Below are 19,485 nucleotides of genomic sequence, written 5' to 3' on the forward strand. Positions count from 1 at the left end.
GATTCTTAAAGTTCCGCCAGATCGCCCAAGGCATCAATCAATGGCTGGATTCTGCCCTGATAGTTTTTCCAGCGCTTGACCGACGACGTGTAGATCGGTTGGCGAACTTGCCAGCGACTGATTGTTCTGACCGACCCAACCTTGTCGAAAAAGCGAAGACAGGCATCATCCCAGGTCAAGCCAAGGTGATCTATAAGACGACGCGATTGCCCTTCTTGATCAAAGATCATGTCTTCGTAGCGATTCTCAAAAATTCGCCCTGGGAATATCGTGTGCCAATGCCGCATAAGCCGATCATACTCACGATAGACCAGCCCAAGAGTCTCAAGATCGTAACTGTACTTATGGCCTTCTTGAAGATTTGAAAAGAAACAAGAAAGACAATTGTCAATAGCATCACGCCCGCAGTGAATAATCCGAGCGTTTGGGAAAAGAATTCCAATAAGGCCAACAAGCTCGAAATTATGAGGTATTTTGTCGATAATGCGTGGCGCGGTAGGCGAATAAAGACGCAAGTACGACAGATATTCCTCAGCCAGCGCATGCCATTGCTGGATCGTCATCGACCTTACCGCCTCTCCAAAAGATCGTCCCGGCTCCAGCTTTAAACCGATTGACGCCGCCATTCGCCCCAGTTTCGTAAGCTCTCCGGCCCCGTGAACTTCCGGATGACTCGAGCAGATTTGCTCGGTCAGGGTTGTACCCGAGCGTGGCATCCCGAGGACAAACACGGGCATTTCGGATGGGTTACCATACCCCGCTTTGGATGCTACCAGGCCTGCATCGAATAACCCGATCAGGGAATCGATCCGCCTACGATAGGAATGAACATCAAAATCTCGGGTCTTAAATGTCTTGGCCTTTAGAAAATGGTCCATCGCCTCGTCATAGCGGCCAAGGTCGTTCAGAACCTTGCCTGCCGCCAGATGAAGCCCATACTGCTCGCCGGCGGAAATTGCAGGTTTGCCAAGTTCGTCCAAGATGGACTTGAGTTCGGGCGGTTCGGTGGAAAATTTTCGAGTGTTAACAAGAGCGCGGTAGGCTCCAGGTACGTCCAGACGCCGGGCGATGGTTTCTTTCAGACACGTTGCTGCCTCGTCCATCTGTCCGAGGTTGATGAGTGTATCCGCCAAGCCCAACCGGGCTTGCAGATGATCACGATTGGTCTCTAGTGCCCTCTGGTAGATCGGCAGGGCCATTTCGGCCTTGTCAAACCCGGCATAAGCCCGCCCCAGCCCGCACAATGCCTCGACCAGATCGGGCTTCAGTTCGCAGGCGCGCTGCAAATGCCTGATCGCCGCCGGGTGGTCTCCAACTTTCAAGCAAGCCTCGCCCAGACTGAGCTGATAGTATGGGTTGCTGGGCTCCTGGGCGGCAGCCCTAGCGAAAAATTTGATGGCCAACTCGTTGTCGACGTTAAGCCCCAGCGTGCCCAGTATGTACAGTGCGAGGGCATGGTTGGGCGTTCTTGCCAGGACGCGGTGACACAGTTCCTCCGCCTCCGGCAGCCGCTCGGCCTTCTGCAGTTCGAGCGCCTGCCGCAGCAGCATGTCGTCGGCCTGGGCGCGCGTCGGCACTACCTGCGGCGGCCTCGGCTGCAGCGGCTTTGCTTGCGGCTGTTTGGCTGGCGACGCGGATCGGCTCTTGAGATGCTTGGACCACGCGGGCGGCAATCGGTTGCTCATCTTGTCTCGCTAGCAAAACGAGCAGGGAGAATCCAGCCTTTGACGAATCAAGCCGCCAGGGAAGAGTCCACAAACCTGCCGTGAAGGCGCCCGCCCAGCCGCCAGGCCATGTCGCCCGACAGAAACGCAAAGTTTGTTGCCGGGCCTGAATGACAGAGCGAACAGGGAACTCTGAAGGAAGACCCTGAGCGAACACCCGCCGCGCTTGCGCCTTCCCGCCAGCAGGCTGGCCGATCGACTGAACGGGCGGGCCGGTTGACCCGTCGGCCGCGACCGCATAATTTTAGATGATACTAATACACAATACCATGCGACGGACGCGATCTTGACCGATTCACTGCAGGGCGAATCCTGCTAATAATCCTGCTATTATTGCTACGAAATTTGATAAGAGGGGAATGACAATGCGTTTTGACCGGAATCTGCTGCTTGTAGGGCTGGTCCTGCTTGGCTCTGCACGTGCCTTCGCTGCTGACCTGCCGAGCCCGAACGCTCAGACGGTTGAGGAAGCCGCGCCGGCGGGCCAGCCATACTGGTCCTTCACCGCGGGCACATATCTGTGGGCGGCCGGCATGAGTGGCGACGTCGGACAGTTCGGGCTGCCTCCGGTTTCGGTGGAAAACTCGTTCTCCGACATCCTGAAGCATCTGGACTTCGGCGCGATGCTCGTCGCCGAACTCCGCTACGGCGACTTCGGTCTGTTCAACGACTTCATGTACATCAAGCTTTCGGGCGAAAACGCCACGCCCAACGGCATCGTCGCCGACAGCGTCAGCGTCGACTCCGAGAGCGTGACCTACACCGCGGCTGGCGAATATCGCCTGATCGACGACGCCTCGGGCAGCCTCGATCTCCTGGCGGGTGCCCGGATCTGGTCGGTCGATACCGACATATCCTTCAGCGGCGGAGCCTTCGACGGGCTGACCTTCAGCGAAGGCGATACCTGGGTTGACGCGCTGGCTGGATTCAAAGGGCGCTATAACATCAATTCCGAGTGGTATCTGAGCGGCTGGGCCATGGCCGGCGGCGGCTCGTCGGACTACATGTGGGATCTGTGGGGCGGCGTCGGTTATCAGGTCAACGACAAGTTCTCCGCCCTGATCGGCTATCGTGCCTCCGGGGTCAATTACGACAACGGCGACGGCTTCGTCTTCGACGTCGTCCAGCAGGGACCGGTAATCGGGGCGATCTACCGCTTCTGATCCGGCGGCACCCGGCAGAGACTACTGATGCGCTCGCCTATGAAGGCTTGCGGCTGCTCGCCATCAACATTGTCACATCCCGCCTGCGCATGCCGTCAGGGACGGATATATACTTGCCGTAACCGCTTACGCTTTGAACCACTACTTTACTTGAACCGAATCCCCCTGCTTTACGCCGGCCGAGTCCGAGCAAAATGTCTTCGCATTCAACGCGTGATGCAACGGAAGCCGAGGTGGCATGTGGATGTGTCTACAGGCTGCGCCATGCGCGCGGCCGGGCGGTAACGGCGGCAGTAGCTGGGAGCGCACAGGAAGGATCCGCCCTTGGTTACCCTGCGTGGAATCCTGATGTCGGGCGTCAGCGGATCGTAGCTCGCCTCGCGTTCGCCGCCGCGCGGGTTGGCAATCGTGCAACAAGGGCTCTCGATCCGGCGGTGCTCCTGGTACCAGTCAGTCGTCCACTGCCAGACATTGCCAGCCATGTCGGAGAGCCCGTAGCCGTTTGCCGGAAAAGAGCCGACCGGCGCTGTCCATTCGTAGCCGTCCTCGCAATCGTTGCGGAATGGGAACTCGCCCTGGTACGTGTTGGCCATGTGCTGCCCGCCCGGGGTTAGCTCGTCGCCCCATGTGAACTCAGCGCCATCCAGCCCGCCCCTGGCGGCGAACTCCCATTCGGCCTCTGTCGGAAGCGCCTTACCCGCCCAGTTCGCATACGCTTCCGCGTCCTGGTACGCGATGTGCACAACAGGATGATTTTCGAGGCCCCTGAGTCCGCTGGCAGGCCCGCGAGGATGCCGCCAGTTCGCACCGCGCACATAGGCCCACCAGTTGTAGTGATTGCCGCGATCAATGCTGCGTGAAGGCCTCACGAACAAGGCCGAAGCCGGTATCAACGATTCAGCGCTGGCCCCGGGATAGTCCGCCGCATTTGCCGGACGCTCGGCCACCGTGACGTAGCCGCTGGCCTCGACAAAGCGCTTGAACTCACCATTCGTGACAGTCGTGCGATCCATCCAGAAGCCACCGACGACAACGCGATGCGCCGGCGCCTCTTCGGGATAGTGATGGTCGGACCCCATCAGGAACTCGCCGCCAGGGATCCAGACCATAGCGCCGTGCGACGAGGCCGCTGGCTCTGTGGCAAGCCGTGCCTCAGTCATCGGGCGGCCTCGTCTGGACGGCGGTAACTCATCCGCCTTTCAATCCCCCGCAGCGAACATTTCTTGCGGGCTTGGTGTCACCAGCGGTGTGAAGTACGTCAACCGCAGAGCTTCCATAAGCAACAGTGGAGGCTTCATCTGGCTCGCAAGCTCGGTAATTCTTGCCTGCAGCTCCTTGACCTTATCAGGGTTCTTGTCAGCCAGATTGGTGGCTTCTGATTTGTCCTGGGCCAAATTAAAAAGCTCGACCTTCTGCGGTAACGTAGCTGACCATACCAGTTTCCAATCGCCCTCGCGCACGGCGCCGGACATCGGATCAACGTTGTAGACAATCTCGGTGCGCGGCGCAGGTTTCCCATCGCTGATGGCCGGCCACATATCCATGCCGTCCAGCGGCTTGTTCTTGTCGAGCTTGGCACCAGCCAACCCGGCCAGGGTTGGCAACATGTCGACGACGTGCATCAGGCCATTGAAGACACCAGGCTTGATCTTGCCGGGCCAGTTCATGAAGGCAACCGAGCGAGTGCCCCCCTCATAGAGGGTGCCCTTGCCTTCGCGATATGGCCCATTATTGGCGGGAAGTTTGCCCTCCACCTTCGAGTCACCCGTAAACATCGAGTTGATGACGCCGCCATTGTCGCTCATGAAAACGATAAGGGTGTTGTCGCGAATCCCCTTCTTCTCAAGGGCGGCCACGACATTTCCCACCTCGTCATCGATCACCGTGATCATGGCGGCATAGGCTCTACGGTTCTCGTCGGTGATGTTGCTAAACCGGTCGAGATATTCCTTCGGGGCCTGGAAGGGCGTGTGAGGCGCGGTGAAGGCGAGGTAGAGAAAGAGGGGCTTTTTCGGGTCGTGGGCGTTGATGACCCGGACAGCCTCCCGACCGAACAGGATGTTGTCGAAGCCCTTCTCCTTGATCGGCTTGTTGTTTCGGTACCAGTCGGGGATACCGTGCGAAGCATGTTTGAAATGGTCGATCTCGCCGACGGTTGCCCCGTAGAATGAATCGAATCCACGTTGTTTCGGCCAGTAATCCGTCTTGGCATGGCCAAGGTGCCATTTGCCGCTCATCGCCGTTTGATAACCGGCGCCTTTGAGGACCTGCGGAAGAAGGGTTTCGTCCAGCGGAAGACCATAGGTTCCCGCAGCGGGGACAACGCCAACCTGCATGCCATAGCGTAGCGGATAGCGGCCGGTCATGAGGGCGCAACGCGTTGGCGTGCACATCGGCTGCACGTAATATTCCTCGAGCTTCGCCCCCTCCGCGGCAAGCTTGTCGATGTTGGGCGTCTTGATGTCTGAGCCATGGTAGCCGACGTCCAGCCAGCCCTGATCGTCCGAAACGATGTAGACGATGTTGGGCTGCGCTGGCTCGGCCGCCGCCGACTGAACGCCCGCAAGTCCGGCAAATACCCCCGAAAGGCCGACGGGTGCGGCAAATCGCGAAACGGCAGCCGCCGTGCCGGCCATCAATGCGTCGCGCCGCGTGATTTTGTTGCCGGCTTCAGCCGGGAAGTCACGATCGTTGCTCATGTTGTGCCCCTGCTCTGCTAAACTGATTCATGCATTCGAACCCTGGCCCGCGCGAACCGAGCAGACAGGATCTTGCGCCGCCTTCCGCGGCTAGGACGCTTGACACCATCGCCGAACTGGCCGTCACGGCCACGCCCAGGAAGCCGGCAGCTCCACAACGCATGATTGCTCGGGCGGGCGCACCCGATGTTCTCGGCGCAGCCCACTGAAACTGGTCTTTTCTGCTCATAGTCCCCGCCCGCCTTTTGTAGGCGATATTCCCGCGCCAATTTGATTTCGCGCAATTTGCTTATAAGATATACCTAATACAACCGTCCTGCTATCCACTTTGCGCAAAGGACGTTTTTTTGACTGCTTGGCCTTCATCGCCTTCGTACAGGGATGTGCTGCTTGGCCCTGACGACCTAACCAGCGCCGCCTCTGGCCTGCCCGTGGAAGTCGACAGGCTTTCGGCAGGCCGGCTTCCCTCGCGCATCCGGCAAATCCAGTCCCCCGGCAAGTGGGCGCTCGACCTGCCAGAATTCAATTGCGCCTTCCGCGCCAGGGGTGGTTTCGATCCAGGCTCCGTGGCGTTGGTGGCTATCGAGCGGGCCTGTGGGTCGACGATATGCGGCATTGCGCTCGAAGATGACTTGATCCTGGCAATCCCTGCCGGCACGAGCGTGACGGCGACGGTCCGGCCCGGTCTCACTTATGCTGTCGCCATTGTTCCGACCGCGACCTGGATGGAAATCCAGTCGATTGCGGCGGGGATGGTTCTCGAACGGATTAACGATCGCCCCGCGGCAGTTCGGCTCGCCACCGACGAAGCGCAAAGACTCAGAAGCCAGATGAAGTCGATAGCAGACCACCTCGGGACAATTGCAAGCGATCCAATTCTGCTTGAGCAGCCTCCAGGTGCAGTCGTGGAATATCTGGGGCTGGTGGCTGACGCCTTCGCGGAGGGAGACAGTCGTGAGACCGGGACAGCCAGTTCCGCGAGTCGTCATTTCACACAAGCGTCGGCGGCCGAGGATTTCATTCGCACTCATATCCGGGAAGACATTCCCATTGTTCGACTGTGCAAGGAAATCGGTGTCAGCCGTCGACAGCTCGAGTACGCCTTCCGCACCACATTTGCAGTGACCCCGCTCGAATTCATCAGAGCGCTCCGCCTCAACGAAGCCAGACGGCTCCTTACCACGGCGCGTGCAAACGGCTTGAGCGTTACAACGATTGCTATGGATTTGGGGGTCACCCATCTGGGCCGCTTCGCCGCGAACTACCGCCTCTTCTTCGGCGAGTCTCCGAAGGAAACACTTCAGCGTGCCGGGAGATCGTGACCCAGGGCGTAACGTGCGCCGAGAAAATTGCGCCGCGTTGTCATTGCAACGAGTTCGATGGAATTGCGCAATCCGGATAGAAGTCGCACTCGTGAATTAGTATATTCTAAAATGCTAACAATAAGCTGCCTCTGATACGCAGGGTCTGCGAGCGGGCACAGCCTGATTTGGGTTTGGCGCAGGCTTGCGTCGGGCGGGTGGTTATATCGGCCGCGAATCTAAGTGCACGGAGTGATGAGCTTCTGGGAGGATGCAAAAATGGCAAGACCTAGCTTGAGATTGACCGGCGCTGCCGGGATCGCCGTCGTCATGATGTTTGCCGATATGGTCGACGCGGTTGCCCCGTTCTCCTCCTTCGTGGGCGACGCACAGGCGAAAGTTGGCCGTCCGCTCACGCCTGGCAGCGTCGCAGGGGTCGCAAGGCGTACCACACGCAGAACAATCCGCCGTACGACCATCTACGTGACCAGGCTCCCCGCAGCGTGCGTGAAGACCACGATCGACGGCACAGTGCTGTGGCACTGTGGCAGCAGGTACTATCAGCCCTACGGCGGACGCTACGTCGTCGTCCACATAAATTGAGCGGAAGTGACGTCAGGTCCTGAAGAGGCGGTGGAACTTGCACCTGCCACTCGCTCACGCTAGCAAGAGGTCCCTTTCTCAACGAGCCTCTTGCCATGCGCCTGCGCCCTCCCCTTACGCCGATCATCGCCGCGCTTCCCTCGACGGTGCCGTTTGTCGGTCCGGAGGCGCAGGAGCGCGACCGCGGGCACGCCTTCCGCGCGCGCATCGGCGCCAACGAGAGCAGCTTCGGGCCCTCGCCGCGTGTCATTGCCCGCATGACTGCCATCGCCGGCGACATGTGGATGTATTGCGACCCCGACAATTTTGACCTCAAGCAGGCCGCGGCCGCGCATCTCGGCGTCGGCGCCGACAATGTGGTGGTCGGCGAAGGCATAGACGGGCTGCTCAGCCTGGTGGCGCGTATGTTTGTGGCGCCGGGCGACGCGGTGGTGACCTCGCTCGGCGCCTACCCGACCTTCAACTTCCATGTGGCCGGCGTCGGCGGAAGGCTGGTCGCGGTGCCTTACGAGAATGACCGGGAAAGCCTGGACGCCCTGCTCGCGGCGGTGGTCAGGGAAAAGGCGCCGCTGGTCTACCTTTCCAACCCCGACAATCCGATGGGCAGTTGGTGGGAGGCTGCAGAGATCATTCGCTTCATCGAGGCGCTGCCCGAGACCACCATGCTTGTGCTCGACGAGGCCTATGGCGAGCTTGGGCCAGCCTCGGCGCTGCCGCCGATCGACGTGTCCCGCCCGAACGTCATCCGCATGCGCACCTTCTCAAAGGCCTATGGGCTGGCCGGCATACGTTGCGGCTACGCGGTGGCCGAGCCGCAGGTGATCCGCGATTTCGAGAAGATCCGCAATCATTACGGCGTCAGCCGCATGGCGCAGATCGCCGGTGTCGAAGCGCTGGCCGACCAGGCCTTCCTGGAAAGCGTGGTGGCGCGCGTCGCCGCCGGCCGGCGGCGCATTGCCGCAATTGCCGAGACCAACGGGCTGAGGCCCCTGCCCTCGGCGACCAACTTCGTCACCATAGACTGTGGCAGTGACGGCGCCTTCGCGATGAAGGTGCTGCAAGGACTTTTGTCGCGCGACGTGTTCATCCGCAAACCGATGGCGCCGAAGCTCGACCGCTGCATAAGGGTCAGCGTCGGACTTGATCACGAGCTCGACATCTTCGCCGAAGAACTGCCCGGCGCGCTGGCCGCGGCGCGGGGGAACTGACAGCGGCGCGGCGCCGCTGGTCCAGGCACCGAGCCGAGCTCCAACATCGATAGCAATACCCCCTCAAGCCGGTTGCTTTCGCTCGATTCCGCGCCAGACTCTGTGCAGGGAGCGAAGTCATGGCCAACCAGCAAAGGGCAGTGCGGGCCAGCGTTCATGGCAGGGTGCAAGGCGTCAGCTACAGGGTCTGGACGCGGAGCGAAGCCGTGCGGCTCGGGCTCACCGGCTGGGTGCGCAACGAGAGCGACGGCACGGTGACGGCCATGCTCGCGGGAACCGACGCTGCCGTTTCGACAATGATCGACCGTTTGTGGCAAGGGCCAAGGGGTGCCGTGGTCTTGACGGTCGAGATCGAGCAAATGGAACCGCACAGCCCACCCGTTGACTTCCGGATAATCGCCTAGTCGCCCCTTGAATTAATTGAACGTTTGTTTTATTAATAGAGTAAGGAGCGACCATGGCGCGGACGACGGGTTCCGACGGGGAAAAGACCGAAGCGGCCGTCCGCGAGGCGGCGGCGAGCCTAATCGCGCGCCTCGGCTACGAGGCGATGTCGATGCGTCTGCTGGCGGCGGAAGTCGGCGTGCAGGCCGCCGCGCTCTATCGCTATTTCCCAACCAAGGAAGACCTGCTGTTCACGCTGATGCGCGAGCATATGGAAGGGCTGCTGCAGGCCTGGGAAGCGGCGCGTCCGGCCGGCGCCGATCCGGTGGCGCGGCTCGCCGCCTATGTCGAAAACCATATCGCCTTTCATATCGAGCGCCGCCACGCCACGCATGTCTCGAACATGGAGCTGCGCAGCCTTTCGCACGACCGGCTGACGCTGATCCTCAAGCAGCGCTCGGCCTATGAGAAGGAACTTCGCGCCATCCTGCGCGACGGCGCGGAGGACGGCGTCTTTGCGATCGACGACATCGGGCTCACCGCCATGGCGCTGATCCAGATGATGACCGGCGTCATCGTCTGGTTCCGGCCGGGCGAGCGGCTGTCGATCGGCGAAGTCACCACGTCATATCTTTCGATGACAATGCGCCTGGTCGGCGCGACAATCCGCCAAGGGCGCGCCAGGGACGTCGTGGCGCTCTGAGTTTCGCGCATGATCCCCCGCGAAGATCGGGGCATACGCAGGGAGGAACGGCATGTACACGAACACGCTGAGCTTCGGGCTCGATCCGGACATCGAGGCGCTGCGCGACCTTGTGCGGCGTTTCGCGCAGGAGAAGATCGCGCCGATCGCGGCCGAGATCGACCGCGCCAACGAATTCCCGGCGCATCTGTGGGCGGAGCTCGGCGCGCTCGGCCTGCTTGGCATCACCGCTGATCCGGAATTCGGGGGCAGCGGTATGGGCTATCTCGCCCATGTCGTGGCGGTAGAGGAGATCTCGCGCGCCTCGGCCTCGGTCGGCTTGTCCTACGGGGCGCACTCCAATCTCTGCGTCAACCAGATCAACCGCTGGGCAACGTCGTCGCAGAAGGAGAAATACCTCCCTGCCCTCTGCTCTGGCGAGAAGGTCGGCGCGCTGGCGATGTCGGAATCGGGCGCCGGCTCCGATGTGGTGTCGCTGCGACTGCGCGCCGAGAAACGCAACGACCGCTATGTGCTCAACGGTTCCAAGATGTGGATCACCAACGGTCCCGACGCCGGGACGCTGGTGGTCTATGCCAAGACCGACCCGGATCGCCATTCGCGCGGCATCACCGCCTTCATCATCGAGAAGGATTTCGCCGGCTTCTCGGTGGCGCAGAAGCTAGACAAGCTCGGCATGCGCGGCTCCAACACCGGGGAACTGGTGTTCGAGAATGTCGAGGTGCCGTTCGAGAACGTGCTGCACGAGGAAGGGCGTGGTGTCGAGGTCTTGATGTCGGGTCTCGACTATGAGCGCGCGGTGCTGGCCGGCGGTCCGATCGGGCTGATGGCGGCGTGCCTCGACGTGGCGATCCCCTATGTGCATGAGCGCAAGCAGTTCGGCCAGCCGATCGGCACGTTCCAGCTGGTGCAGGGCAAGCTCGCCGACATGTACGCGACGATGAATGCCGCGCGCGCCTATGTCTACGCGGTCGCCGCCGCCTGCGATCGTGGCGAGACCACGCGCAAGGACGCCGCCGGCTGCGTGCTGTTCGCGGCCGAGAAGGCAACGCAGATGGCGCTCGACGCTATCCAGCTGCTCGGCGGCAATGGCTACATCAACGACTATCCGACCGGCCGGCTTCTACGAGACGCCAAGCTCTACGAGATCGGCGCTGGCACCAGCGAGATCCGCCGCTGGCTGATCGGGCGCGAGATCATGGCGGAGGGAGTTTGATGTCCCCCTCCGCCAACTCAGCCGAACGCCTTGGGCAGGTCGTCGGTTGGCTTGGCGACGATCTGGTGCGCGTCGCGCCACAGAACCTCGCACTGGCGCGCCGACGTTATCGACCGCACCGGCAAGCCGCCCTCCTCGATCAGCCAGGCACAATAGCGCGCGCGGTTGATCGCCTCCCTGGCATCCGGGTGAAACCAGCAGACGCCCCAGATCGAGTTCCGGCGCTTGAAATGCCGGCCAACCCGGCCAGGAATGGGCAGATGCCGATTGAACCAGTCGAACTGATCCTCCAGTTCGTCATGGATCCAGTCCGGGCAGCCGTTCCGGTACAGATACCAGGACGCATGGAAAAAGCCGGTCTCCACCCGGCTCTTCGGATGGATCAGCGGCGTTACAAACCGCAAATACATTGTGACACCCACAGCGCTTGCAGGCGCCGTGTTCCTCTTGCTCAAAATCGGGACGTGGAAAGCCGCCCTTCGGCGGCGTCAGGCCATGGCCGAAGGGAGACATCTGGTGAAACGCATATCGATGCCTTTCATCGTCGCCTCCTGAGGGTGTCACTAGTAAAAAGGATGCCATGCCTGGCGCGCGGCATCCGGGCGCGGGCTGTTACACTGGTTCCGTCGCGGCATCAAGAGGGGTGAGAGGAACAACGTGGCCACATTGCAATCCCAAATCTCCCCAGCCTCCGACACGTTCCGCGCCAACGCCGAGCGCATGCGCGCCCTCGTCGCCGACATTTCCGAGAAGGCTGCAAGCATCGAACGCGGCGGCTCTGACGAAGCGCGCGAGCGCCATGTCGGGCGCGGCAAGCTCCTGCCTCGCGAGCGCCTTGCGCAGTTGCTAGACATCGGCTCGCCCTTCCTCGAGATCGGCCAGTTCGCGGCATGGTCGATGTATGGCGAGGACATTCCCGCCGCTGGCATCATCATCGGCATCGGCCGCGTCGAGGGCACGGAGGTGATGGTCGTCGTCAACGACGCCACTGTGAAGGGCGGCACCTACTATCCGCTGACGGTGAAGAAGCACCTGCGCGCGCAGGAGATCGCGCTGCAGAACAACCTGCCTTGCGTTTATCTGGTCGATAGCGGCGGCGCCAATCTGCCCAACCAGGACGAGGTGTTTCCCGACCGCGAGCATTTTGGCCGCATCTTCTACAACCAGGCCAACATGTCAGCGGCCGGCATCCCGCAGATCGCCTGCGTCATGGGTTCCTGCACGGCTGGCGGCGCCTATGTGCCGGCAATGTCGGACGAAACCATCATGGTCCGCAACCAGGCGACCATCTTCCTCGGCGGCCCGCCGCTGGTGAAAGCCGCGACCGGCGAGGATGTCAGCGCCGAGGAACTCGGCGGCGCCGACGTGCACACCAGGCTTTCGGGTGTCGCCGACCACTATGCGATGGATGACGAACATGCGCTGGCCATATGCCGGCGCATCATCAGGAATCTCAATCGGAACAAGGCGGTAAGTCTGAACTTACAGAAACCGAATCCGCCGCTTCATGACCCGCATGAACTCTACGGCATCGTGCCGACGGACCTGCGCCAGCCCTATGACGTGCGCGAGGTGATCGCGCGCATCGTCGACGGCTCGGAGTTCGACGAGTTCAAGCAGAATTACGGCACCACCTTGGTGACCGGCTTTGCCCATCTGCACGGCATGCCGGTCGGCATCCTCGGCAACAACGGCGTGCTGTTCTCGGAAAGCGCGCTGAAGGGCGCGCATTTCATCGAGCTCTGCTGCCAGCGCGGCATTCCGCTGGTCTTCCTGCAGAACATCACCGGCTTCATGGTGGGCAAGAAGTACGAAGCCGGCGGCATCGCCAAGGATGGCGCCAAGCTGGTGATGGCGGTCGCCACCGCCAAGGTGCCGAAGGTGACGATGATCATCGGCGGTTCGTTCGGCGCCGGCAATTACGGCATGTGCGGGCGGGCCTATTCGCCCCGCTTCCTGTGGATGTGGCCGAATGCGCGCATTTCGGTGATGGGCGGCGAGCAGGCGGCAACGGTGCTGGCGATGGTCAAGCGTGAGGGTATCGAACGCAAGGGCGGTGAATGGAGCGCCGAGGAGGAAGCCAAATTCAGGAAGCCGATCCTGATGAAATACGAGCATGAGGGCCACCCGCTCTATTCCTCGGCGAGGCTGTGGGACGACGGCATCATCGATCCGGCGAAGGCGCGCGAGGTGCTGGCGCTCAGCCTTTCCGCCGCGCTCAATGCCGGGATCGAGGAGACGCGCTTCGGCGTGTTCAGGATGTGAGATGAACGAAACCGGACAAAGGATCCGCATTCATACCGGCGACATCACGAAGCTGGCGGTTGATGCCATCGTCAACGCCGCCAACTCGTCGTTGCTCGGCGGCGGCGGCGTCGACGGCGCCATCCATCGCGCGGCCGGGCCCGAACTCCTGGCGGAATGCCGGACCCTCAACGGCTGCAAGACCGGCGATGCCAAGCTGACCAAGGGCTACCGGCTGCCGACGCGCTACGTCATCCACACGGTCGGGCCGGTCTGGCAGGGCGGCGGCAAGGGCGAGGCCGACCTGCTCGCCTCCTGCTACCGGCGTTCGCTCGAAATTGCCGCCGGGAGGCAATGCCGCACGATTGCGTTTCCGGCGATCTCGACTGGCATCTATGGCTACCCGAAGGATGAAGCGACCGAGATTGCTGTCGGCACCGTAGATGCCTTCCTGAGCCAGACCGCGGTACCGGAAACCGTCACTTTTTGCTGCTTTGATGAGCAAATGGCGGAACTATACCGAGAGACCGTTGCTGCTCTTGGCGGAGACAGAACTTTATGAGCGGCAGGGACGATTTACAGTTTCAAATAGGACTTTTCGATTTCGGACTAGCCGCACCGAAAAATAGACGCTACTGCTCACCCTGCATTTTGCTATGGGCATGGGGTGAAAATGAAGCCGAATTATCTTCGACGGACGACTGTTTCGATACTTGCGGGATTGCTTATATGCGCTGCGGCCGGAGCCGGCGCGGCGCAATCGCTGGCCGGGAAGGTCGGCGACAAACGATTCACTCCGTATTTGCCGGGCAGCGCGAAGGACGAATGCACCAGGGCCTACAAGGACTATGTGGCTGCAAGTGGCCATTCGGCCTATGCAACGACCTTCTATTCGCGCGTCGTCGACCTCTACATCATCTGCGGCTCGGGACTGAACGCTCCGTCGCAAAAGGCCGCGGAAGAGCGGGCGCTACGATCCTGCCAGGCGGGCTTGAAGAGGTGGAGGGTCAAGACCGCGAGCGGGGGCTGCGAAATCGCAGCTTCGAAGTAGGCCGACGCTCGCCCGACTGGCGCCGACCGAGGCAAAACCGGGGAGCTCCATGTTCGGCAAGATCCTGATCGCCAATCGCGGCGAGATCGCCTGTCGCGTCATCCGCACGGCACGAAGGTTGGGCCTGCGCACCGTCGCCGTCTATTCGGATGCGGATGCGAAGGCCCTGCATGTCGGGATGGCCGACGAGGCGGTCCATATCGGACCCTCGCCGGTCGGCGAAAGCTATCTGCGCGGCGACAGGATCGTCGCGGCAGCACTCGCCACCGGTGCCGAGGCCATCCATCCCGGCTACGGCTTTCTCTCGGAGAATCCCGAGTTCGTCGATCAGGTGACGGCGGCGGGGCTCGTCTTCATCGGCCCGTCGGCGGCTTCGATCCGCGCCATGGGGCTGAAGGACGCGGCCAAGCGCCTGATGGAGAAGGCCGGCGTGCCGGTTGTGCCTGGCTATCACGGCGAAGCGCAGGAGATCGTGCTCCTGGCCTCCAAAGCGCGCGAGATCGGCTATCCCGTGCTGATCAAGGCGCGCGCCGGCGGCGGCGGCAAGGGCATGCGCCGCGTCGACCACCCGGACGATTTCTCCGAGGCGCTGTCCGGTGCGCGGCGTGAGGCAAAGGCGGCGTTCGGTGACGACCGCGTGCTGGTGGAAAAATACGTCGACAAGCCGCGCCACATCGAAGTGCAGGTGTTCGGCGACAATTTCGGCAATGCCGTGCATCTCTTCGAGCGTGACTGCTCGGCGCAGCGCCGCCACCAGAAAGTGATCGAGGAAGCGCCTGCCCCAGGCATGACGCCGGTGCTGCGCAAGGCGATGACCGAGGCCGCGGTGAAGGCCGCCAAGGCGATCAGCTATTCAGGCGCCGGCACGATCGAATTCATCGTCGACGCCTCGCAGGGGCTGAAGGCCGACCGCTTCTGGTTCATGGAGATGAACACGCGCCTGCAGGTCGAACATCCGGTTACCGAAATGGTGACCGGCATCGATCTGGTCGAATGGCAGCTGCGGGTCGCGGCCGGCGAGAAACTGCCGAAGACGCAAGGCGAACTCCAGCTCGCTGGCCATGCCTTCGAGGCGCGCATCTATGCCGAGGACGCCACCAGAGGATTCCTGCCGGCGACGGGCACGCTGCACCACCTGAAATTCCCGCAAACCGCGCCAGAGCATGCCGCCATGCGGATCGAGACCGGCGTGCGCGCGGGTGATCAGATCTCGCCCTTCTACGATCCGATGATCGCCAAGCTGGTGGTGCACGGCAAGGACCGGGCCGCAGCGCTTGCGGCGCTGCGCAAGGCGCTGGCTGAGACCGAAGTGGCCGGCTCGACGGTCAACACCGCCTTTCTCGCCGCGCTCGCGGCTGATGCCGATTTCGCGGCCGGCGACGTCGACACCGGGCTGATCGGCCGGCACCAGGATGAGCTGGTCGCCCTGCCCCCGCCAAGCGACGAGACCATCGCCGCCGCCGCGCTCGCGGCGACCGGCGCAGGCGCCCCCGCCACCGGCGGCGACCCGTGGGCGTCGCTTGCCGGCTATGCACACTTCCACACGGTAGCGCGACGTATCAGGCTTCGTCACGGCGAGGAAGATATCCTGGCGCGGGTCTCGGCACGGCCGGACGGCCGCTTCCAGGTGGCGCTGGAAGCGCCGCATGACGCGATCAATTCGCATGATCTGCGGGCCATTCCGCGCACCGCCCGATGGCCGGGACACGTCACCGTGTTCGAAGGCGCGGTCGGCTATTCCTTCGCGGTGCCTGATCCGCTGGCCAAGGCCGATGATGCGGCCGCGGCATCCGGCAGCCTGCGCGCGCCGATGCCCGGGCTGGTCAAGCTGGTGCGCGCCGGGGTGGGCGATGCCGTGATCAAGGGCCAGCCGCTCTTGATCCTGGAGGCGATGAAGATGGAGCACACAATCGCAGCCCCGCATGACGGGGTGATCGCCGAGGTTGCGGCCGAGGGCGCGCAGGTGAGCGACGGCACAGTGCTGGTGCGCTTCGTAGATGAGGCGCAAGGTAGCCACTCCAAATGAAAATGGCCGGGATGAGCCCGGCCATCTCAATCCGGATGCAGAACGACTACGGCTGGATCGGCGCGTATTTGCCATCGTGCCACTGGTTGATGTCGTAGCTGGCGTTCTTCAGGTCGCCCTTCTCGTCGAAGACGACGTCGCCGACCACGGTGCTGATCGGCTGGCCGTTCTTCAGCGCTTCGGCGACCTTGGCCGGATCGTCGCTGCCGGCGCGCTTGATGCCCTCGGCGAAGGCCTGGACCACGGCATAGGAGAACAGTGTGAAGCCTTCCGGTGCGAAGCCGCCGGCCTTGATCTTGGCGACGGCATCCTTGGCCTGGGGCTTCGCCTGCGGATCCGACGGGAAGACGAACATCGTGCCTTCGCCGGCCGGGCCGGAAACCTGCCAGAATTCCGGTGTGGCGATCGAGTCCGGCATGATCAGCTGGAACTTGACGTTCTGCTCGGCCGCCTGGCGCAGGATGAGGCCGGCTTCCGGATGGTAGCCGCCAAAATAGACGACGTCGGCCTTCAGCTCCTTCAGCTTGGTGACAAGGGCGGAATAGTCCTTCTCGCCGGCATTGATGCCTTCGTAATCCACTTCCTTGAGGCCGCCGGCATTCATCGTCGCCTTGACGGCGTCGGCCACGCCCTGGCCGTAGGCGCTCTTGTCATGCAGGATGACGACGTTCTTGCCGGCATATTTCTTGGCGATCCACGGACCGATGAAGGCGCCCTGCGCATCGTCGCGCGTATAGAGGCGCATGATCGTCGGCCAGCCGGCCTTGGCCGCGGCATCGGTCAGCTCCGGATTTGAGGAGGCCGGGCTCATCATCAGCGTGCCGGCCTCGGCATAGACGGCGGAGGCGGGAATGCTGGAACCCGAGCAGGCATGGCCGTCGACGAATTTGGTGCCGTCGGCGACGATGCGATTGGCGACCGAAACCGCCTGCTTCGGATCGCATTGGTCGTCCTGAACGTCGAGCTTGATCTGGTTGCCGTTGACACCGCCGGAGGCGTTGATGGCGTCGGCGGCGGCCTGGGCGCCCTGCTTGAACTGGTCGCCGATGGTGGCGAGCTGGCCGGTCATCGGACCAACCACGGAAATGGTGATGTCATCGGCGAAGGCCAAGGGCGCGCTCATCATCAGGCCCAATGCGGCCGCGCTCAAAATACCCAATTTTTTCATAGCGATAGAACTCCTCCACTGGCGCGCGGCCGTTTCGGCCGCGCTTCTTTCAGAGAGGCCGGACAATTTCATCCTTCGCCCGGCATGTCTTGGCGCATTGCCGGCACTCGATTGGGCCTGCAATGTATCGCGAACCGCCTAAAACGGCAAAAGCCGCGCCGGCCTTGTCCCGGCCGGTCGCAGCTTTTGCCAATCGAGCTTCCCCGAACACTCCCGCGCCCGGTCGCATCCCTGTCTTCCTGTTCGTCCGACCGTCTTGCCGCGGCCTTGTCCCTGGCGCCGGCCGTCTGCGCGGCCTTGGCCCCCTCGGATATCCCTCAGTGCATCGTCATCCATTCGCGCGCTTCGCGCAGCGCCCTGGCGATCTCGGCCTTCGACATTGCCGCTGACAGTTCGGAGCGCAGCTCAGCGGCGCGGACCGAACCCTTGATCGCGGCGATGTTGAACCATTTGTGGGCGGCAACGACGTCGGTCTCGCAGTCGCGGCCGGTCGCATACATCATGCCCAGTTCGAAAAGAATGTCGGCCTGGGCGGTTGCTCCCATGGCGCCGAAGCCGCCTTCAAGCATTTCAAAACGTGCCATTTCAATCCCCTGTCTGGCTCCCGAGAGCTGCCTCCTTCTGTCCCTTGGTATCCCTCGGGGGCCGCTCTTTCGATGCTTTCGAGGATGAAGCCGAGCCTTGAATCCGTCGTTAAATGGCGTGCTTAATTTGAGGAAAACAAAGCTAAAACAAGAGGTAAACGCTTAAATTCGTTAAGCATACAAAGCCCGCAGTTGAGCCTGTTTGCGGCAAATTTGACGAAAACTTCTAACGACCGGATCAAGACTCCGCTAACCACGGGAACCAAAGACCACGAAGCGGCCCGTTCATTTCCGCGTTGAAGAGGGCGGCAAAATCCTGCAACCTTCCCCGGCGGCACCGCTTTTGTTTTGCCGGAAGCTGGACTAGCTTACGTTTGCGTAAGGGGTAGGAAGGCGGGACGGGGCCCACCTGAACCTATAGGGAGGACAGACATGTTGCGAAAAGTGAGCCTGGCCGTGGCGGCCACCTTGATCATGGCCGGCGCGGCCTTTGCCGATCCGATCGAGGGCAATTGGAAGACGCAATCCGGCGAGACGGCGGCGATCGGCGGCGGCGGCGCGTTTTCCATCACGCTGAAGACCGGCAAGTTCGCCGGCAAGACGATCGGCTCGCTGAAGGCGGCCGGCGACAACAAATATGCCGGCAGCATAACCGACCCGGAAACAGACAAGACCTATGCCGGCAAGGCGACGCTTTCGGGCACCTCGCTCAAGATGAGCGGCTGCGTGCTCGGCGGCCTGCTCTGCAAGAGCCAGACCTGGCACAAGCTCTGATCGGCGCCTTCGCCGCCATCACCTGAAAACGGGGCCTTCGCGGCCCCGTTTTCTTTTTCGGCGGCAGGCGCGCCACCAAATTTTCAGCAACGAACTTGAACCGCAGATGAATACCGGCATCAGAGCCGGTTCAGCGGCGCTCGGGCATTCTCCTCGGCATTGAAGGAGAGGACCAACGCAATGCTCGCCCGCCGCTTCACCATCGTCTGCCTGCTGATGAGCCTATTCGGCATGCTCTTCGCCATCCTGGTGGCCGAGGCCGGACGCCCGGCCCGCGCCTGGGATGGCGCCAATGCCTGCCGGCCGGGCTGCATGAACCATTTCATCCGCTGAACCGACCAACCCTCAAACGAGAAGCAACGACCATGAACCGCATCACCACCAGCGCCCTGAACATCCTCCGGCTCCTGCCGCGGGCGGCGCTCATCCTGATGCTGCTTGCCGCCCCGGTGCTGGCGGTGCCGATGATGCGGGCCGATAACGGCTCGACGATCGAGGCCCCCTCGCCGCGGAAGTCGGGCGTCGGCTTCGTGTTGCTGGTCTCCCTGCAGCGCGGCTGAAACACGTCGATACTCAGGCGAGGCCGAGGCTGATCTGATCTCACTTCCATCTCAAGACGCGGACAAAAATCGGCACT

Annotated in this window: 20 protein-coding genes; 14 read left to right on the plus strand and 6 right to left on the minus strand. The window is 62.2% G+C overall.

From position 1 onward, the window contains the following. Window positions 1-5: 5 nt before the first annotated feature. A complete protein-coding gene (locus EJ073_RS10900; RefSeq protein ID WP_126055729.1) occupies window positions 6-1,685 on the minus strand; it encodes a sulfotransferase in 1,680 nt (559 codons plus the stop codon). A 404-nt stretch (window positions 1,686-2,089) separates the two neighbouring features. Here EJ073_RS10900 and EJ073_RS10905 point away from each other — a divergent pair, with 404 nt between their 5' ends. Next, window positions 2,090-2,887, plus strand: coding sequence for a hypothetical protein (locus EJ073_RS10905; RefSeq protein ID WP_126055730.1), 798 nt, complete (start codon window positions 2,090-2,092; stop codon window positions 2,885-2,887). A 206-nt stretch (window positions 2,888-3,093) separates the two neighbouring features. Here the strand turns inward: EJ073_RS10905 and EJ073_RS10910 are convergent, their stop codons facing one another. Continuing rightward, window positions 3,094-4,047 (minus strand): formylglycine-generating enzyme family protein, encoded by a 954-nt coding sequence (locus tag EJ073_RS10910; RefSeq protein ID WP_245455536.1) that lies wholly within the window; start codon window positions 4,045-4,047, stop codon window positions 3,094-3,096. Window positions 4,048-4,086: 39 nt separating this feature from the next. Next, entirely contained in the window at window positions 4,087-5,586 is a 1,500-nt protein-coding gene (locus tag EJ073_RS10915) for an arylsulfatase (RefSeq protein ID WP_126055731.1), read from the minus strand. Between the two features lie 431 nt (window positions 5,587-6,017). Here EJ073_RS10915 and EJ073_RS10920 point away from each other — a divergent pair, with 431 nt between their 5' ends. From EJ073_RS10920 to EJ073_RS10945, 6 genes are all read left to right on the plus strand, one after another. Next, on the plus strand, window positions 6,018-6,908 hold the full coding sequence (locus EJ073_RS10920) for a helix-turn-helix domain-containing protein (RefSeq protein WP_126055732.1): 891 nt from the start codon (window positions 6,018-6,020) through the stop codon (window positions 6,906-6,908). Between the two features lie 309 nt (window positions 6,909-7,217). Next, window positions 7,218-7,490 (plus strand): hypothetical protein, encoded by a 273-nt coding sequence (locus EJ073_RS10925; protein WP_245455710.1) that lies wholly within the window; start codon window positions 7,218-7,220, stop codon window positions 7,488-7,490. A gap of 95 nt (window positions 7,491-7,585) precedes the next feature. Then, a complete protein-coding gene (locus tag EJ073_RS10930; protein ID WP_126055734.1) occupies window positions 7,586-8,698 on the plus strand; it encodes a pyridoxal phosphate-dependent aminotransferase in 1,113 nt (370 codons plus the stop codon). Between the two features lie 119 nt (window positions 8,699-8,817). Continuing rightward, window positions 8,818-9,102 (plus strand): acylphosphatase, encoded by a 285-nt coding sequence (locus EJ073_RS10935; protein WP_126055735.1) that lies wholly within the window; start codon window positions 8,818-8,820, stop codon window positions 9,100-9,102. A 53-nt stretch (window positions 9,103-9,155) separates the two neighbouring features. Then, entirely contained in the window at window positions 9,156-9,785 is a 630-nt protein-coding gene (locus EJ073_RS10940; protein ID WP_126055736.1) for a TetR/AcrR family transcriptional regulator, read from the plus strand. 52 nt (window positions 9,786-9,837) lie between these two features. Continuing rightward, the gene (locus EJ073_RS10945; RefSeq protein WP_126055737.1) at window positions 9,838-11,001 is read left to right on the plus strand and encodes an isovaleryl-CoA dehydrogenase; all 1,164 of its coding nucleotides are present in this window, start codon (window positions 9,838-9,840) and stop codon (window positions 10,999-11,001) included. A 17-nt stretch (window positions 11,002-11,018) separates the two neighbouring features. Here the strand turns inward: EJ073_RS10945 and EJ073_RS10950 are convergent, their stop codons facing one another. Beyond that, window positions 11,019-11,411 (minus strand): hypothetical protein, encoded by a 393-nt coding sequence (locus tag EJ073_RS10950; RefSeq protein WP_126055738.1) that lies wholly within the window; start codon window positions 11,409-11,411, stop codon window positions 11,019-11,021. 247 nt (window positions 11,412-11,658) lie between these two features. Here EJ073_RS10950 and EJ073_RS10955 point away from each other — a divergent pair, with 247 nt between their 5' ends. The 4 genes from EJ073_RS10955 (at window position 11,659) to EJ073_RS10970 (ending at window position 16,322) form a co-directional block, all read left to right on the plus strand. Then, window positions 11,659-13,266, plus strand: coding sequence for a carboxyl transferase domain-containing protein (locus EJ073_RS10955; RefSeq protein ID WP_126055739.1), 1,608 nt, complete (start codon window positions 11,659-11,661; stop codon window positions 13,264-13,266). 1 nt (window position 13,267) lies between these two features. Beyond that, the gene (locus EJ073_RS10960) at window positions 13,268-13,807 is read left to right on the plus strand and encodes an O-acetyl-ADP-ribose deacetylase (RefSeq protein ID WP_126055740.1); all 540 of its coding nucleotides are present in this window, start codon (window positions 13,268-13,270) and stop codon (window positions 13,805-13,807) included. A gap of 111 nt (window positions 13,808-13,918) precedes the next feature. Beyond that, a complete protein-coding gene (locus EJ073_RS10965; RefSeq protein WP_126059168.1) occupies window positions 13,919-14,296 on the plus strand; it encodes a hypothetical protein in 378 nt (125 codons plus the stop codon). Window positions 14,297-14,345: 49 nt separating this feature from the next. Then, complete coding sequence (locus EJ073_RS10970) at window positions 14,346-16,322, plus strand: acetyl/propionyl/methylcrotonyl-CoA carboxylase subunit alpha (protein ID WP_126055741.1); 1,977 nt, start codon at window positions 14,346-14,348, stop codon at window positions 16,320-16,322. A 46-nt stretch (window positions 16,323-16,368) separates the two neighbouring features. On the opposite strand, the gene EJ073_RS10975 is transcribed toward EJ073_RS10970, so the two are convergent. Then, window positions 16,369-17,490: an ABC transporter substrate-binding protein gene (locus EJ073_RS10975; protein WP_126055742.1), complete on the minus strand. Its 1,122-nt coding sequence runs from the start codon at window positions 17,488-17,490 to the stop codon at window positions 16,369-16,371. A 317-nt stretch (window positions 17,491-17,807) separates the two neighbouring features. Continuing rightward, on the minus strand, window positions 17,808-18,074 hold the full coding sequence (locus EJ073_RS10980; RefSeq protein ID WP_126055743.1) for a sel1 repeat family protein: 267 nt from the start codon (window positions 18,072-18,074) through the stop codon (window positions 17,808-17,810). A 432-nt stretch (window positions 18,075-18,506) separates the two neighbouring features. Here EJ073_RS10980 and EJ073_RS10985 point away from each other — a divergent pair, with 432 nt between their 5' ends. The 3 genes from EJ073_RS10985 (at window position 18,507) to EJ073_RS10990 (ending at window position 19,408) form a co-directional block, all read left to right on the plus strand. Further along, window positions 18,507-18,848: a DUF2147 domain-containing protein gene (locus tag EJ073_RS10985; RefSeq protein ID WP_126055744.1), complete on the plus strand. Its 342-nt coding sequence runs from the start codon at window positions 18,507-18,509 to the stop codon at window positions 18,846-18,848. A gap of 180 nt (window positions 18,849-19,028) precedes the next feature. After that, window positions 19,029-19,181, plus strand: a complete 153-nt coding sequence (locus EJ073_RS31535) for a hypothetical protein (RefSeq protein WP_189347422.1) — start codon at window positions 19,029-19,031, stop codon at window positions 19,179-19,181. Between the two features lie 32 nt (window positions 19,182-19,213). After that, the gene (locus tag EJ073_RS10990) at window positions 19,214-19,408 is read left to right on the plus strand and encodes a hypothetical protein (RefSeq protein ID WP_126055745.1); all 195 of its coding nucleotides are present in this window, start codon (window positions 19,214-19,216) and stop codon (window positions 19,406-19,408) included. Window positions 19,409-19,485: the final 77 nt, after the last annotated feature.

Origin of the sequence: Mesorhizobium sp. M4B.F.Ca.ET.058.02.1.1 (assembly GCF_003952505.1) — a bacterium.
Taxonomy (GTDB): domain Bacteria; phylum Pseudomonadota; class Alphaproteobacteria; order Rhizobiales; family Rhizobiaceae; genus Mesorhizobium.